The organism is Polynucleobacter meluiroseus, from assembly GCF_900205755.1.
In the GTDB taxonomy this organism is placed as follows: Bacteria; Pseudomonadota; Gammaproteobacteria; order Burkholderiales; family Burkholderiaceae; genus Polynucleobacter; species Polynucleobacter meluiroseus.
This window is the reverse complement of record NZ_OANS01000001.1, coordinates 115,900-128,708: the sequence shown is the minus strand read 5'-3', so window position 1 is coordinate 128,708 and position 12,809 is coordinate 115,900. Positions and strand designations below refer to the sequence as shown.

At 47.3% G+C, this 12,809-nt stretch carries 17 protein-coding genes; 4 read left to right on the top strand and 13 right to left on the bottom strand.

What is annotated here, in order from left to right; translation table 11 throughout:
* The first annotated feature begins 29 nt into the window (after window positions 1–29).
* Window positions 30–623 carry an aminoacyl-tRNA hydrolase gene (gene pth / locus CP950_RS00730; RefSeq protein ID WP_096671950.1) on the top strand — a complete coding sequence of 198 codons (594 nt, stop codon included), beginning with the start codon at window positions 30–32 and terminating at the stop codon, window positions 621–623.
* Window positions 624–634: 11 nt separating this feature from the next.
* Here pth and CP950_RS00725 read toward each other — a convergent pair whose 3' ends face one another.
* The 5 genes from CP950_RS00725 to CP950_RS00705 are packed head-to-tail and all read right to left on the bottom strand — an operon-like array spanning window position 635 to window position 4,805.
* Window positions 635–916, bottom strand: a complete 282-nt coding sequence (locus CP950_RS00725; protein ID WP_096671949.1) for a YfhL family 4Fe-4S dicluster ferredoxin — start codon at window positions 914–916, stop codon at window positions 635–637.
* A 16-nt stretch (window positions 917–932) separates the two neighbouring features.
* Complete coding sequence (coaD, locus tag CP950_RS00720; RefSeq protein WP_096671948.1) at window positions 933–1,430, bottom strand: pantetheine-phosphate adenylyltransferase; 498 nt, start codon at window positions 1,428–1,430, stop codon at window positions 933–935.
* A 36-nt stretch (window positions 1,431–1,466) separates the two neighbouring features.
* Window positions 1,467–2,060 (bottom strand): 16S rRNA (guanine(966)-N(2))-methyltransferase RsmD, encoded by a 594-nt coding sequence (gene rsmD / locus CP950_RS00715; protein WP_096672386.1) that lies wholly within the window; start codon window positions 2,058–2,060, stop codon window positions 1,467–1,469.
* Window positions 2,061–2,097: 37 nt separating this feature from the next.
* Complete coding sequence (locus tag CP950_RS00710) at window positions 2,098–3,438, bottom strand: M16 family metallopeptidase (RefSeq protein ID WP_096671947.1); 1,341 nt, start codon at window positions 3,436–3,438, stop codon at window positions 2,098–2,100.
* Window positions 3,435–4,805, bottom strand: coding sequence for a M16 family metallopeptidase (locus CP950_RS00705; protein WP_096671946.1), 1,371 nt, complete (start codon window positions 4,803–4,805; stop codon window positions 3,435–3,437). Before CP950_RS00705 ends, CP950_RS00710 begins: the two co-directional genes overlap by 4 nt.
* Window positions 4,806–4,867: 62 nt before the next feature.
* Here CP950_RS00705 and ftsY point away from each other — a divergent pair, with 62 nt between their 5' ends.
* Both ftsY and rpoH read left to right on the top strand, forming a co-directional pair.
* On the top strand, window positions 4,868–5,758 hold the full coding sequence (gene ftsY, locus CP950_RS00700; protein WP_096671945.1) for a signal recognition particle-docking protein FtsY: 891 nt from the start codon (window positions 4,868–4,870) through the stop codon (window positions 5,756–5,758).
* A 95-nt stretch (window positions 5,759–5,853) separates the two neighbouring features.
* Window positions 5,854–6,771, top strand: coding sequence for an RNA polymerase sigma factor RpoH (gene rpoH / locus CP950_RS00695; protein WP_096671944.1), 918 nt, complete (start codon window positions 5,854–5,856; stop codon window positions 6,769–6,771).
* A gap of 22 nt (window positions 6,772–6,793) precedes the next feature.
* On the opposite strand, the gene CP950_RS00690 is transcribed toward rpoH, so the two are convergent.
* The 5 genes from CP950_RS00690 to CP950_RS00670 are packed head-to-tail and all read right to left on the bottom strand — an operon-like array spanning window position 6,794 to window position 10,864.
* Window positions 6,794–7,399 (bottom strand): SCO family protein, encoded by a 606-nt coding sequence (locus tag CP950_RS00690; protein WP_096671943.1) that lies wholly within the window; start codon window positions 7,397–7,399, stop codon window positions 6,794–6,796.
* 7 nt (window positions 7,400–7,406) lie between these two features.
* Window positions 7,407–8,297: a heme o synthase gene (gene cyoE / locus CP950_RS00685; protein ID WP_096671942.1), complete on the bottom strand. Its 891-nt coding sequence runs from the start codon at window positions 8,295–8,297 to the stop codon at window positions 7,407–7,409.
* Window positions 8,294–9,421, bottom strand: coding sequence for a COX15/CtaA family protein (locus CP950_RS00680; RefSeq protein ID WP_096671941.1), 1,128 nt, complete (start codon window positions 9,419–9,421; stop codon window positions 8,294–8,296). The genes cyoE and CP950_RS00680 overlap by 4 nt, the downstream gene beginning before the upstream one ends.
* Window positions 9,418–10,077: a hypothetical protein gene (locus CP950_RS00675; protein ID WP_096671940.1), complete on the bottom strand. Its 660-nt coding sequence runs from the start codon at window positions 10,075–10,077 to the stop codon at window positions 9,418–9,420. The genes CP950_RS00680 and CP950_RS00675 overlap by 4 nt, the downstream gene beginning before the upstream one ends.
* Window positions 10,070–10,864, bottom strand: coding sequence for an SURF1 family protein (locus CP950_RS00670; RefSeq protein ID WP_096671939.1), 795 nt, complete (start codon window positions 10,862–10,864; stop codon window positions 10,070–10,072). The genes CP950_RS00675 and CP950_RS00670 overlap by 8 nt, the downstream gene beginning before the upstream one ends.
* A 15-nt stretch (window positions 10,865–10,879) precedes the next feature.
* On the opposite strand from CP950_RS00670, the gene CP950_RS00665 reads away from it, so the two are divergent.
* A complete protein-coding gene (locus tag CP950_RS00665) occupies window positions 10,880–11,092 on the top strand; it encodes a twin transmembrane helix small protein (RefSeq protein ID WP_096672385.1) in 213 nt (70 codons plus the stop codon).
* A gap of 35 nt (window positions 11,093–11,127) precedes the next feature.
* Here CP950_RS00665 and CP950_RS00660 read toward each other — a convergent pair whose 3' ends face one another.
* The 3 genes from CP950_RS00660 to CP950_RS00650 are packed head-to-tail and all read right to left on the bottom strand — an operon-like array spanning window position 11,128 to window position 12,799.
* Entirely contained in the window at window positions 11,128–11,982 is an 855-nt protein-coding gene (locus tag CP950_RS00660; RefSeq protein WP_096671938.1) for a cytochrome c oxidase subunit 3, read from the bottom strand.
* A 29-nt stretch (window positions 11,983–12,011) separates the two neighbouring features.
* Window positions 12,012–12,206, bottom strand: coding sequence for a DUF2970 domain-containing protein (locus CP950_RS00655; RefSeq protein WP_096671937.1), 195 nt, complete (start codon window positions 12,204–12,206; stop codon window positions 12,012–12,014).
* Entirely contained in the window at window positions 12,203–12,799 is a 597-nt protein-coding gene (locus tag CP950_RS00650; RefSeq protein WP_096671936.1) for a cytochrome c oxidase assembly protein, read from the bottom strand. The genes CP950_RS00655 and CP950_RS00650 overlap by 4 nt, the downstream gene beginning before the upstream one ends.
* Window positions 12,800–12,809 lie beyond the last annotated feature (10 nt).

Below are 12,809 nucleotides of genomic sequence, written 5' to 3'. Positions count from 1 at the left end.
GCAAATACTCTTATCCTTGAGCCTTAATCATGACTAAATTAATTGTTGGCCTCGGCAATCCGGGCGAAGAGCATCTAGAAGATCGGCACAATGCGGGCTTCTGGTTTGTGGACGCCCTCGCCAAAGAACTAGGCGCCCGTTTTGAATCTGAAAAGCGCTTTAGTGGCAAGGTGGCAAAGGCGAAGTGGGAAGGTGAAGACCTCTTTTTGCTCAAGCCAAACACATATATGAATCTCAGTGGGCAGGCAGTAGGTGCACTTGCCCGCTTTCATCACATTGCGCCAAAAGATATTTTGGTGATTCAGGATGAACTTGACCTCAAGCCTGGCACCGCCCGTATTAAGCTAGGTGGCGGCACCGGCGGTCACAATGGTCTTAAGGATATACAAGCCCATTTGGGTACCCCTGACTACTGGCGGCTGCGCTTAGGTATCGGCCACCCGCGTGATCTGGCTGGTGACGGCCGAGCCATGGAGGTGGCTGATTACGTCTTGCGCAGACCCCTAAAAGCCGAGCAGTCACAAATTGTTGCGAGCATTGAAAGTGGTTTAAAAATATTGCCCTTGTTTTTAAAGGGTGATAGCCAGGCAGCGATGCTTGAGCTTCACTCCAAAGTGCATTAACTAGCTCTACTTTATTCAGTAACTTCTTTTACTGTTTCGCTTTTGAGTGCAGCAGTGAGTAAGTGGTATTTCGCCATCAATTGCATTTGGTTTTCAGGAAACTGTGGATTTAAGGGAATGCAATCCACCGGACAAACTTGACGGCATTGCGGGGCATCAAAGTGACCGACACACTCTGTGCATTTATTGGGATTAATTTCATAAATCTCTAACCCCATGTAAATCGCATCATTCGGGCACTCGGGTTCACATACGTCGCAATTGATACATTCGTCGGTGATCATTAAGGCCATGGGATTAGTCTGAAGCCTACTCTTTAGGTAATTTCAGGTCAGCAGTTTTCTTAGCCAACCACTTTTCTACCGAAGGAAAAACGAATTTACTTACATCCCCACCCATAAAGGCAATCTCACGCACAAAGGTGCCGGAGATAAATTGATACTGATCGGAAGGGGTCAAGAACAAGGTTTCTACATCGGGCAAGAGGTAACGATTCATGCCTGCCATCTGGAATTCATATTCAAAATCTGAAACGGCTCTGAGACCGCGCACGATTACCCGGGCATTGTGTTCTCTAGCAAAATCCTTCAACAAGCCTGAAAAGCCAACAATCTTCACATTGGAATAATGTCCCAGCACTTCTTGGGCAATTTCAATACGCTCTTCCAAAGTAAAGAAGGGGTGTTTATTTCGGCTATCCGCCACTCCAATAATGAGCTCGCCAAAAATACTTGAGGCGCGGCGCACCAAGTCTTCATGACCACGAGTAAACGGATCAAATGTTCCAGGGTATACGGCAACAGTCATAACTCTCCTATAGCATCAAAAGCGGTAGGTAAGAGTTTAGTCTCTTCTCGAACGAAAGAGACAAGCTTTTACCTGACCCGCCTCTAGGTATTTAGTGCAATACCACTCAGGCAATAAGGCTTCCACATCCTCAAGAAGGCGATTAGCCGGAAATTCGACATAAATGCCCCCGCCAGCACGGTCATCGCAGATGCGTCCTGCCTCAGTCAGTGCGCGCTCAAGCAAATCTTCCTCCTGAAAAGGCGGATCAACAAAGATAAGGTTGCTAGAGTAATCCGCTTGCTGCTTTAAAAAAGCCACGCTATCCTGATGCAGGATGTGCACTTGCCCAGGGGCCGGCGTGGATTGCAAGGCGGCAAAACTATTTAAAAGATGGGCATGCGCCTTCTTATTTTTTTCCAGCAGGGTAACGGATTGGGCGTGACGTGACGCCGCCTCAAAACCCAAAGCCCCAGTCCCAGCAAATAAATCGAGGCAGCTCAGTCCCCTTAAGTCTTGTCCAAGCCAATTAAATAAGGTTTCACGAATCCGGTCTGTGCTTGGGCGCAAGCCTGGCAAATCCAATACGCTGAGCAAACGACTGCGCCAAATACCTCCAATAATGCGTACCTTTTTTGGAGGCTCTTTCAACTGCTTAGCACTTGCGCCACTGATAGATTTTGAAGGCTTAATTATTTTTCGCCCCCACAAGCACAATTTTCATACGATCGATTGCAAGATACTGCTGAAATGCAGCCTTGACCTGCTCCTGAGTTACTGACTCCACTTTACTGGTCCATGTTTCCATTGTGTCGAGAGGTAAATCGTACCAAGCGATCGCAGATACGTTATCCAGCAATTTACGATTGTTATCAATTCTTAAGGGGTACCCGTTCATGAGGTTTGATTTGGCTGCAGTAAGCTCTGCGGAGGTCGGACCATCTGCAATGAATTTCGCAATCGTGGTGTTCATGATTTCGAGTGCTAAAGTCGCCTGATCATTTTTAGTTTGCAGTCCCGCCTCAAAGATACCAACCTCTTTGCCGGGTGCAAAGTAGCTAAATACGCTGTAGGCAAGCCCACGCTTCTCTCGTACTTCAGCCATGAGACGCGATACAAAGCCACCTCCACCTAGGACATAATTACCAACAATTAAGGGGAAGTAATCTGGGTTGTTGCGCGTGATTGCCGTCATACCCATCGCAATGTGCACTTGCTGAGAATCAAAAGGAATCTGTATCTCTCTTTGACTTAAGGGCTCTACCGGTGAACGCTCAAACTCAGGCAGCTGCGGAATGCCTGAGGCAATCTGCGGAATATTTTGTAATAAGGTATGCACAATTTCAGTGGCTTCCGCAGCACTCAAGTCACCGACCATGCTGACTATCATGCGATCACCCCGATAAAACTGTTGATGAAATTGCTTTAAATCGGACACACTCACATTGGCTACGGATTGCACCGTAGGTGAGAGGGCCAAAGGATAATTGCCGTAGACAGATTTTCTGAAATTCCGTTCGAGCACTGCCTCTGGCTTGGTTTCAGCCTCCAATAAAGCGGCGGTCATTCTTTGCTTTTCGCGGGCCAATATTTTGGCATCGTAGTTAGGGCTACTCAACATGGTTGCGGCCAACCTTACTGCACGCTCTCGCAAATCTTTTCTACTCAAACTACGTATCCGCAGGATTGCACGTTCACCAGTGACAGAGAAACTGATATTGGCGCCTAGATCAGCAATCTCATCGGCAATCTGCGCCTCGGTCAAAGTCGCCTTGTCTGAGCGGGTACCGTATTTCATTAATTGCGCTGTCATGGTGGCTAAGCCACTCTTAGTGCTGGTGTCGTATCGGTCGCCAGCATCAACACTCACTTCGATATCTACCATTGGCAGCGCTTTGGTCTGAACCAAATAGGCCTTTGCGCCCTTGAAGGAGTCAAGCTGCTCAATCGGTAAGATGGCATTAGCGCCAGACATAACCCCAATAAAAAGAATGGTCGCTATAGCAGCGGATTTAAGCGGCTGATTCATTTACCCACCTTTTCAGAAGTGCTGGTTTTACGCGCTTGGGGATCGAGCACACCAATGGTCAGCCTGTCATCCACTAAATATTTTTTTGCCACTGCTTGAACTTGCTCCGGGGTAATGGTTTGCATTCTCTCCAAAATGGGATCGATGTCACGCCAAGAAAATCCCGACATTTCAGTCGTACCAATTTCCATTGCCTGCCCAAATATAGAGTCCCGCTTATAAATTTGCCCAGAAAGAATGCGTACCTTGATGCGCTTTAATTCAGAGTCCAAGACGCCTTGATCCGCCACTTCCTTCAAAGCTTTCTGAATACTTGCCTGAGCCTGTGCAACTGTTTTGCCTTTAGCTAGACTGACACTCACCGTGAATAAGGCAGGACCTCGAGAGATCATGTCGTAGTCAACGCCAACACTATCAACTACCCGCTCTTGCTTCACTAAGTTACGATTTAAGCGGGCGTTGTCATAACCATCCAACACCGCCCCCAACAATTCCAGCGCATAAGGCTCGTAGTCCTCCAATTGACCCGCTTCCAATTTGGGTACCTTCCATGCCATGGTGAGCTGCGTACTATCAGCGGGTGCTTTAACTAAGACCTGCTTCATCCCTTTTTGGGTTGGCTCTATTTGTGGTTTACGCTCAGGCAATGCATGCGCAGACAGAGGGCCGAAATATTTTTCAACACTACGGAACACTTCCTCTGCTTGAACGTCGCCACTAATAACCACAGTGGCGTTATTGGGAGCATACCAACTGCGGTACCAATTGCGCGCATCTTCTGCTTTCATATTCTCAAGATCATTCATCCAGCCAATGACAGGGTGACGATAGGGTGAACTCATAAATGCACTTGCCATCAAGGATTCATGCAACAGACTGCTAGGATTGTCTTCTGTGCGCAAGCGGCGCTCTTCCATCACCACCTGAATCTCTTTTAAGAATTCTGCATCATCAAAATTGAGATGAGCCATGCGGTCTGCTTCTAGTTCGAGCACCGCATTCAGCTTCGACCGCTCAACCTGTTGGAAAAAAGCAGTGTAGTCACGCGAGGTAAACGCATTCTCTCGTCCACCCATTGCCGCCACCTGCTTGGAGAATTCTCCCGTTTTAACTTTGTCAGTGCCTTTAAACATCATGTGCTCTAAAACGTGGGCCACACCAGTGCGTCCATTGAACTCATCCATTGAGCCCGCGCGGTACCAAATCATGCTGGCAACGGTGGGGGCGCGATGATCCTCTCGCACAATTAACTTCAGGCCGTTAGGAAGTAAGTACTCCTGGGTATCGACCTTAGTGTCCGTTCCGGCCCAAGCGAGCTGTGAGCACAGCATCAAAAACAAGCAAATTCGTAGCAAAGTAGCAGACATCTGTAAGATCACCGTATCCCTATAAGAAGTTGCCCACAGGCATGGAGTAAATTGTATCGATTATGTTTGGCCTACGTAAAACCCTTGGATCTCTATTTCATTCTCAGCGTGCTGATGAAGCTTGGTTTGATGCCTTAGAAGAATCACTCATTTTGAGCGATGTAGGCCTTCGTACAACCGAGCAACTGATCACCAAATTGCGTAAAGCAGCCAAATCAGAAAAAGTGCCGAATGCAGAAGCCCTTCAGGCACTCTTAATTCAAGAGGTATCTTCTTTACTGGAAGTATTAGAACCCACACCCAATCCACTTTACATGCATGATCAAAAGACCATTCCTGAGGTGTGGCTTGTTATTGGAGTGAATGGCGCCGGCAAGACCACCACTATTGGCAAAATCTGCAACTTATTTCAGTCTCAAGGTAAATCCGTTCTATTGGCTGCCGGCGATACCTTTCGTGCTGCAGCCCGCCATCAACTGCAAGAATGGGGATTGCGCAACCAAGTGGACGTAATTACCCAAGATGGCGGAGATACCGCGGCTGTGGCGCACGACGCCATTCATTCTGCAATCTCGCGCAAGAGCGATATTCTTATTATTGACACTGCTGGCAGACTAGCCACCCAAGATCATCTAATGGAAGAGCTGAAGAAGGTGAAGCGAGTGATTGCTAAGGCCCTTCCTGGCGCGCCTCACCAGACTTTGCTCGTATTAGATGGCAATACAGGTCAAAACGGCTTAAGTCAGGTGAAGGCCTTTCATGAGGCTTTAGGGCTGACTGGCTTAATCGTGACGAAATTAGATGGCACTGCCAAAGGGGGCGTTATTTGCGCCCTAGCCCAAACCTTTCAAAACAGTTCAAAACCAGCCGTTTTTGCTTTAGGCAAAGGTGAGGGAATTGAGGACTTGGTGCCTTTCACTGCCAAGCAATATTCAGCAGAATTATTCAGCTAAATCAAATACTTATAGTATGAGCGAACCGCTAGCACTCTCTTGACAGGAGTGCTAAAATAGCTTTTCTACCTAACTCAATCTCGTTAAAAAAGATCATGGTACAAAAGAAAATAATTCCATCAAGTGCCCAGCCCCAAACCGCTGTAGCACCCTTAAACGTTCCGATGCTGCCTTCGCTCGGTGTTGGCACCCTTGATTCCTATGTTGCTTACGTGAACCGCGTCCCCATGCTTAGTGCCGCGGAAGAGCTACACCTTGCGCAAGAATTTCGTCGTACTGAGAACGTCGACGCCGCTAAAACCCTCGTGCTTTCTCATTTGCGCTTGGTGGTTTCGGTCGCGCGCCAATATCTTGGCTACGGCATTCCCCATGCTGATCTCATTCAAGAAGGCAACATCGGCTTGATGAAAGCTGTAAAGCGTTACGACCCAACGCAAGGTGCACGTCTCGTTTCTTATGCGATCCACTGGATCAAAGCAGAGATCCATGAGTACATCTTGAAGAACTGGCGCTTAGTTAAAGTGGCGACAACCAAGGCACAGCGTAAATTATTTTTTAATTTACGCAGCAATAAACCCACTTTAAGTGCCCTCACACCAAACGAAATTACCGCTTTAGCAAAAGCGCTGGATGTTAAAGACTCTGATGTCAGAGAAATGGAAATGCGCTTAGCCGGTGGCGACATTGCCATGGAAGGCGATGACAGTGATGATGACGCAGCCTATGCGCCGATCCAGTGGCTAGCTGATCACAGCCAGGAGCCAACAGAGAGGATGGTAGCCGCTGCAACCGATGCCTTGCAGGGTCCACAATTAGATCAGGCTCTGATGGCCTTGGATGAACGCAGTCGAAATATCGTGCAATCACGCTGGCTAGCAATGGATGCCGAGGGTAATGGCACTAAAACCTTGCATGATTTGGCTGGCGAGTATGGCATCTCCGCCGAACGCGTTCGTCAAATCGAGACAGCCGCTCTTAAAAAGATGCGCAGCTTATTGCAGGAAGCAGCTTAAAAATCTCTGGCTGTAAGTCGTTTTACTTAAGCAATTCCTTCAAGTCCTGCGCCAAAGTCTCGGCGCCTTGACCATGCTTAATGTAAAGCCGTAAGCGTCCCGTGGGATCAAACGCATAGCTACCAGCGGTATGGTCCATTGTGTATGACCCTGGGCTAGCTCCCGGAATTTTCTTGTAATAAATCTTGAAGTCTTTCGTTACCTTTTCTAGTGCGGCATTATCAGCTGGACGCAAGCCCATAAAGCGACTATCAAATGCGGGCACATACTGCTGCAAAATTTCTGGAGTATCGCGTTCTGGGTCAATACTCACAAATAAAACTTGCACCTGCTCGGCCTGCGGTCCCAGCAAAGTCATGGCCTGCTGCATCTCCGACAATGTGGTGGGACAGACATCGGGACACTGTGTATAGCCAAAAAACATGACTACTGCCTTGCCCTTGAAGTCCGCCAAAGTTTTAGTTTGTCCGTTAGGGTCTAGCAAGCTAAAGTCGTTACCAAAAGAAGCGTTTCCGGTGATATCGATATTCTTAAAATTTGCTTTGGGGTTACAAGCCGCTAGGCCCAAACTGAGTAAGGCCCCCATCAGAACGCATAGTAAAAAAGCAAATGGTTTTTTTAAGCGCATGATCTTCTCAAGGGAAATAATGATCTATTAATAACACTGCAAAAAGAAGTGATAAATAGGTGATGGAAAAGCGGAAGGTCTTTTTAGCCAAAGCATCACTATAAGAGACGAAGAGTGCAATTACATAGCCAAGGAAAATGAATCCCAATATGAGTGCCGATATTAAATACACCAAGCCGCTCATGCCATATATATAAGGTAGCAAAGTAGCAGCAATCAAAATGATCGTGTACAGCAAAATATTGAGTAAGGTAAACCGCTCTCCATGAGTTACTGGCAGCATCGGCAAACCAGACCGTTCATAATCTTCGCGTCGAAATAAGGCAAGCGCCCAAAAATGCGGAGGCGTCCAAACAAAAATAATGAGCACCAATAACCATGCTTCTGCTGGCAGCGTATTGGTCACAGCAGCCCATCCTAAGGCAGGTGGCATGGCACCGGAGAGGCCACCAATCACAATATTTTGTGGGGTCGCAGGTTTCAGCAACCAGGTGTAAATCACCGCATAACCCACAAAGGTAGCAACAGTCAGCCACATCGTTAGTGGATTGCAAAAGTTCCACAGGACTACCATTCCGAGTGAGCCTAAGATGATGGAGAAAACCACAATCTGAAATGGGGTCACTTCCCCAGTAGCGGAGGGTCGCCATGCAGTGCGCTTCATCTTGGCATCAACTGCTAATTCTATTAAACAGTTCATGGCAAATGCAGCGCCCGCCAATAACCAAATTCCTACTATTCCGCCGATAAGGATGGGATAGGGAACCATACCTGGAGTTGCTAGAAACATCCCGATCACCGCACAAAAAACCGCAAGTAACGTTACCCGGGGTTTAGTCAGCACCCAAAATTGACGCCAACGTGGCATCGCTTCAGCTGGTTTTAGTAACTCAGTCATAGTGCTGCGCGATCAATTAAAAGGGGTGATTTCCAAGAGGCCCAATAACTCAGCCTCACCAAGCAAAATACCAAAGCAGCGGAACCAGCAGTGTGCAGTAATGCAGCGAATAAAGGCCACTGAAACACTACATTAGAGATTCCTGTGATCAACTGCAAAAACAGTAGCAAAATTAAGAGGCGCACAAATGGTTTTAATTGTGGCTGTCTATGCACAGCTTCTTGCCAAGCATTCCAAGTTAAAAATCCCAAGGTGAGTACTACAGCAATCGCAAAGACGCGATGCGCCCAATGAATTGTTTGTAAGGCTGTGGGGGAGATAGATTCACCGTGGGCAGTAAGTCCTAATGGGCGCCATAAAGCAAAGCCCTCCTGCCAACTAGTATCTGGCCAAATGGCTCCCATGCAAGTTGGAAAGTCCGGGCAAGCTAATACCGCGTAGTTAGTACTTACCCAAGCACCTAAAAATATTTGGCTACCGAGAATCATTAAAGCAAAGCAGAGTAACTTTGCTGATAAGGGCTTGACTCGCGCAATCGCCTGAGCCGAATTTTTTTCACTCCAAGCTTGTTGGGCGTAGGCAGTTAAACAGGCGAGTAAAGCCAAAGCCAATAAAAGATGTAGAGTCACAATAATCGGTTGAAGTTTCAGGGTAACGGTCCACGCACCGAATGCACCTTGAATGCACACTAAACCCAAAAGACCCACACTACCCAAGAGCGGGGCCTTACCTAAAGACTTCACTTTGCTCCAAGCCAAACTCAGTTGCACCAAAATTAAAGCGCCCACCATCATCGCGATATAACGATGAATCATTTCTATCCACGCCTTGAGAACAGTCACTGGACCTGAAGGCATTGCAGTTTGAGCCAACTGAATATCCCCAATGGCATGCCACGGATTGGAGGTCCCATAGCAACCGGGCCAATCAGGGCAGCCAAGTCCTGAATCCGTTAGCCGAGTAAATGCCCCAAACACAATCAAATCAAAAGTCATGAAGACCAAAACCCAGTTGAGCTTTTGAAACAAGTCATAGCCAGGTCTAGTCAACAGATAAGTCAACGGCAGACCAGCAAAGAGCATGGCAATGGCCGCAAGCTCTCCGAAGAGAATCAAGCTATTCATGGCAGGCTTTCACCTTTGCGATTAAAGCGCAAGAGTCTTTCCAGGTCCTTCTTCATGCTGCCAAATTCTTTAGATGAATTTGTTACTGGGAAATACATCATCTTGGCTGGGCTCGGATCGATTAATTGAATTTTTTGCCCAGCACCTTCGCGATTTAGCCAGGCCTCAAATGCGGCTTTAGATTGGGGATCGGCTGGCATTGGCAGTATTTCAAAACCGGCTATATTTTTATCGTATGCCTGCGCAATTTGTGGACTCACTGATTTTCCATCGGTGTTAATCCACACTAATTGGACTCTGCCACTCTCTCTAGCCATGGCAACGCGGAGTTGTCGCATTAAAAATAAGGCTTCTAAACAATCTGAATTTTCAACCTGACATTCACCTGCTGGCCGAGCCACCAACAAAGTCCACTTTCCTTTAAATGGAAAATCAAACCAAGCGTCACTCATTTCTTGAGCTGGCTGCACCAAGGTACCAAAGTTTGTTTTTCCACCCTCTGGTTTAAACACGTAATACGCTAAGTAGGAAGCAATGACGGGGGCTGCGCAAGCAAGCAGGAGGAGAAGCATTTGAATACGGCCACGACGAGTCCGCGCGTTGATAGCGGAAACATCTGCTTGCGCTGCAGGAATTAATAACTCTTCATTACTCATTTTGCACTCCAACTTGACGCTCTATTTTACGTTTGCGCCGATATTGCTTTAGTCCGGTAAGAAACCAAAACAAAAATCCGCAAAGCGCTAATGCAAACCACTGAAAGGCATAAGCATAATGGCGATCGACTCCATTCGTCGGAGCTGCCCAAATTCTCACTAAACCATCGTCGATATCGGTATCAGAAGCGCGCAATATAAAAGGCAACTGCTGCCATCCATGAATCTGCGCCTCGCGTGCTAAGTCTAAGTTTTGCACGATACGCGGCTGAGTAAGCGAATCATCCGACTTACCCAATTCGAATACCTTGCCAGGATGAGGAAACACCACGCCCTCGACCGTTAGGACGCGCTCTGGAGTGTTCACTAGGGGCAATTGTGTACGACTCTCGTGATTGCGTGGAGCCCAACCCCGGTTCACCCAAAGCACTCGATCGCTACCCTCTAATTTCAAAGGCATCAAGACATAAAACCCGGCTTGAGCGGTATTAGCGCCAACCCCCTCAGGCACTGGTCGCGGCCGATTGTCGAGCCAAACGACTTCATTCAGCAGATAACGTCCATGCACCTGCATACGGCGTTGGTTTGCCTCCTCTAAGCTGACGGCACCTATATTTCCATCCAGCACTGCCAGTTTTTGCATCGCTGCCATCGTTTCGCCCAGATGAATCTTTTGATCCGCTCTATTGAGCTGCCAAATTCCCGCCGCACAGCCAATCGCTATCACCAAAAGGGCTGATACAGTAGCGGCTATACGTGAGCGAATAAAAATAGAGAAAATATTCAAGCGAGGATGATGACGATGAAATGGGTTATTCCGGTTGTACTACTGTTGATTGTAGGGAGTTTAGGCTCAGCCCTGTTCTTTATGATGAAGGGCAAGGGCAATAACTCCAAAATGGTTCGCGCCCTCATGCTGCGCATTGGGCTTTCTATGGCCTTATTTCTTGGGATACTGATTGCTTATCACTTTGGCTGGATTGAGGCTACGGGCATCCGCGTCGGCTCCAACTAATGCAAAACGGGGCCGAAGCCCCGTTCTTTTTGGATTTACATCCAGTAAACGGCGATGTAAAGACCTAACCAGATCACGTCAACGAAGTGCCAATACCAAGCGGCGCCCTCAAAAGCAAAGTGATGTTCCGCTGTGAAATCGCCGCGAATCATCCTGCGCAAGACAATTGCCAAAATCGTACCGCCTAAAAAGACGTGAAAGCCATGAAAACCAGTCAACATAAAGAATGTTGAGCCATAAATGCCAGACGTGAGTTTCAAATTGAGCTCATGGTATGCGTGGTAATACTCGTAGCCTTGAAAGCATAAAAAGACGAAACCTAGAGCAACCGTAGCTGCCAGACCGTAAATCGCCTTTTTAATGTGATTCTCAACCAAAGCATGGTGGGCATACGTAATTGTGACGCCTGAACTCAAAAGCAAAAAGGTATTAATTGTCGGAATTGGCCAAGGGCCCATCGTCGTGAATTTCTCGACTAAACCAGCGGGACCATCATTGGGCCAGACCGCCGTAAAGTTAGGCCATATTAATTTACTCTCAACGTCACCCATCCAAGGCATGGCAATATTGCGCGCGTAGAACAAGGCTGAAAAGAAAGCGCCGAAGAACATAATCTCCGAGAAAATAAACCAAGCCATCGACCAGCGATAAGAAACATCCACGTTGATGCCATTTTTGCCTGCGTTTGACTCTGCAATGGTGTCGCCAAACCAGTAATAAAGCACTCCTAAAACCCACAGCACACCAGCAATTGCAAGATATCCGCCCCAAGAAGTGTGATTAACCCAACCTGCCATACCAAAGCCAAAGCCAATTAAGCCGATGGCCGCCATGACAGGGTGACTAGATAATCCAGGAACAAAATAATAGGGAGTGGTATTGGATGACATCTTCTTCTCTCAATTAAATCAATAAATAATCAGTGGGACAGAACTGCTTTGACGATCAACAGCAGGATGGCCATAAATACTAAAGCACCCAGAACACCTGCAAGAATAATATGCACAAAACTTAAAGAGGTGACATCGCTATCTAGGCCCGACTTATTACGAACGCCCAAGAAAGCCCACAACACTGCCACCATCGACTTAATAAATGAACTCTTTTGCTTCATGACGACAACTCTTTAGACTTTGGCGTAGTGAACCCTGCTGGCGGCTGACCGACCCCTATCTCAAAAAAAGTATAAGACAAGGTAATTGTTTTTACATCCTGCGGTAAGCCGGCATCAACCACAAAAACCACTGGCATCTTTCTTGATTCGTGTGCTGTGAGGGTTTGCTGCTGAAAACAGAAACATTCTAGTTTAGTAAAGAACTCCGTCGCACTTTTAGGCGCATAACTTGGAATTGCTTGTGCTTGCACGGTACGGTCTAATTTATTGGTTACTTCATAAACAATTTCCGTCATTTCACCGGGATGCACTTCCAAATAATTCTTGACCGGGCGAAAGCCAAAGGGCCCCCGACTATTGGAGTCAAACTCAATCGTTACGACACGTGAGTAATCCACCTGTGAATTGCCTACCTTATTCGGGCTGAAGGCACGTACGCCATAATCATTCTTGCTGGTAATCACGTTGATACCGGTGACTTCACACAAGGCCTTATACATCGGCACCAAAGCGTAACCAAAACCAAACATCATGACTGAAGCAATAAGTAGCTTCAGTAAGATTTGGCGATTAAGGGCAAGGGTTGCGGACATTGCGGATTTC

What these genes read in the sequence shown, in the direction of transcription:
- pth (WP_096671950.1), top strand. Translation starts at nt 30, where the DNA reads ATGACTAAATTAATTGTTGGCCTCGGCAATCCGGGCGAAGAGCATCTA.
- CP950_RS00725 (WP_096671949.1), bottom strand. Translation starts at nt 916, where the DNA reads ATGGCCTTAATGATCACCGACGAATGTATCAATTGCGACGTATGTGAA.
- coaD (WP_096671948.1), bottom strand. Translation starts at nt 1,430, where the DNA reads ATGACTGTTGCCGTATACCCTGGAACATTTGATCCGTTTACTCGTGGT.
- CP950_RS00710 (WP_096671947.1), bottom strand. Translation starts at nt 3,438, where the DNA reads ATGAATCAGCCGCTTAAATCCGCTGCTATAGCGACCATTCTTTTTATT.
- CP950_RS00705 (WP_096671946.1), bottom strand. Translation starts at nt 4,805, where the DNA reads ATGTCTGCTACTTTGCTACGAATTTGCTTGTTTTTGATGCTGTGCTCA.
- ftsY (WP_096671945.1), top strand. Translation starts at nt 4,868, where the DNA reads ATGTTTGGCCTACGTAAAACCCTTGGATCTCTATTTCATTCTCAGCGT.
- rpoH (WP_096671944.1), top strand. Translation starts at nt 5,854, where the DNA reads ATGGTACAAAAGAAAATAATTCCATCAAGTGCCCAGCCCCAAACCGCT.
- CP950_RS00690 (WP_096671943.1), bottom strand. Translation starts at nt 7,399, where the DNA reads ATGCGCTTAAAAAAACCATTTGCTTTTTTACTATGCGTTCTGATGGGG.
- cyoE (WP_096671942.1), bottom strand. Translation starts at nt 8,297, where the DNA reads ATGACTGAGTTACTAAAACCAGCTGAAGCGATGCCACGTTGGCGTCAA.
- CP950_RS00680 (WP_096671941.1), bottom strand. Translation starts at nt 9,421, where the DNA reads ATGAATAGCTTGATTCTCTTCGGAGAGCTTGCGGCCATTGCCATGCTC.
- CP950_RS00675 (WP_096671940.1), bottom strand. Translation starts at nt 10,077, where the DNA reads ATGAGTAATGAAGAGTTATTAATTCCTGCAGCGCAAGCAGATGTTTCC.
- CP950_RS00665 (WP_096672385.1), top strand. Translation starts at nt 10,880, where the DNA reads ATGAAATGGGTTATTCCGGTTGTACTACTGTTGATTGTAGGGAGTTTA.
- CP950_RS00660 (WP_096671938.1), bottom strand. Translation starts at nt 11,982, where the DNA reads ATGTCATCCAATACCACTCCCTATTATTTTGTTCCTGGATTATCTAGT.
- CP950_RS00655 (WP_096671937.1), bottom strand. Translation starts at nt 12,206, where the DNA reads ATGAAGCAAAAGAGTTCATTTATTAAGTCGATGGTGGCAGTGTTGTGG.
- CP950_RS00650 (WP_096671936.1), bottom strand. Translation starts at nt 12,799, where the DNA reads ATGTCCGCAACCCTTGCCCTTAATCGCCAAATCTTACTGAAGCTACTT.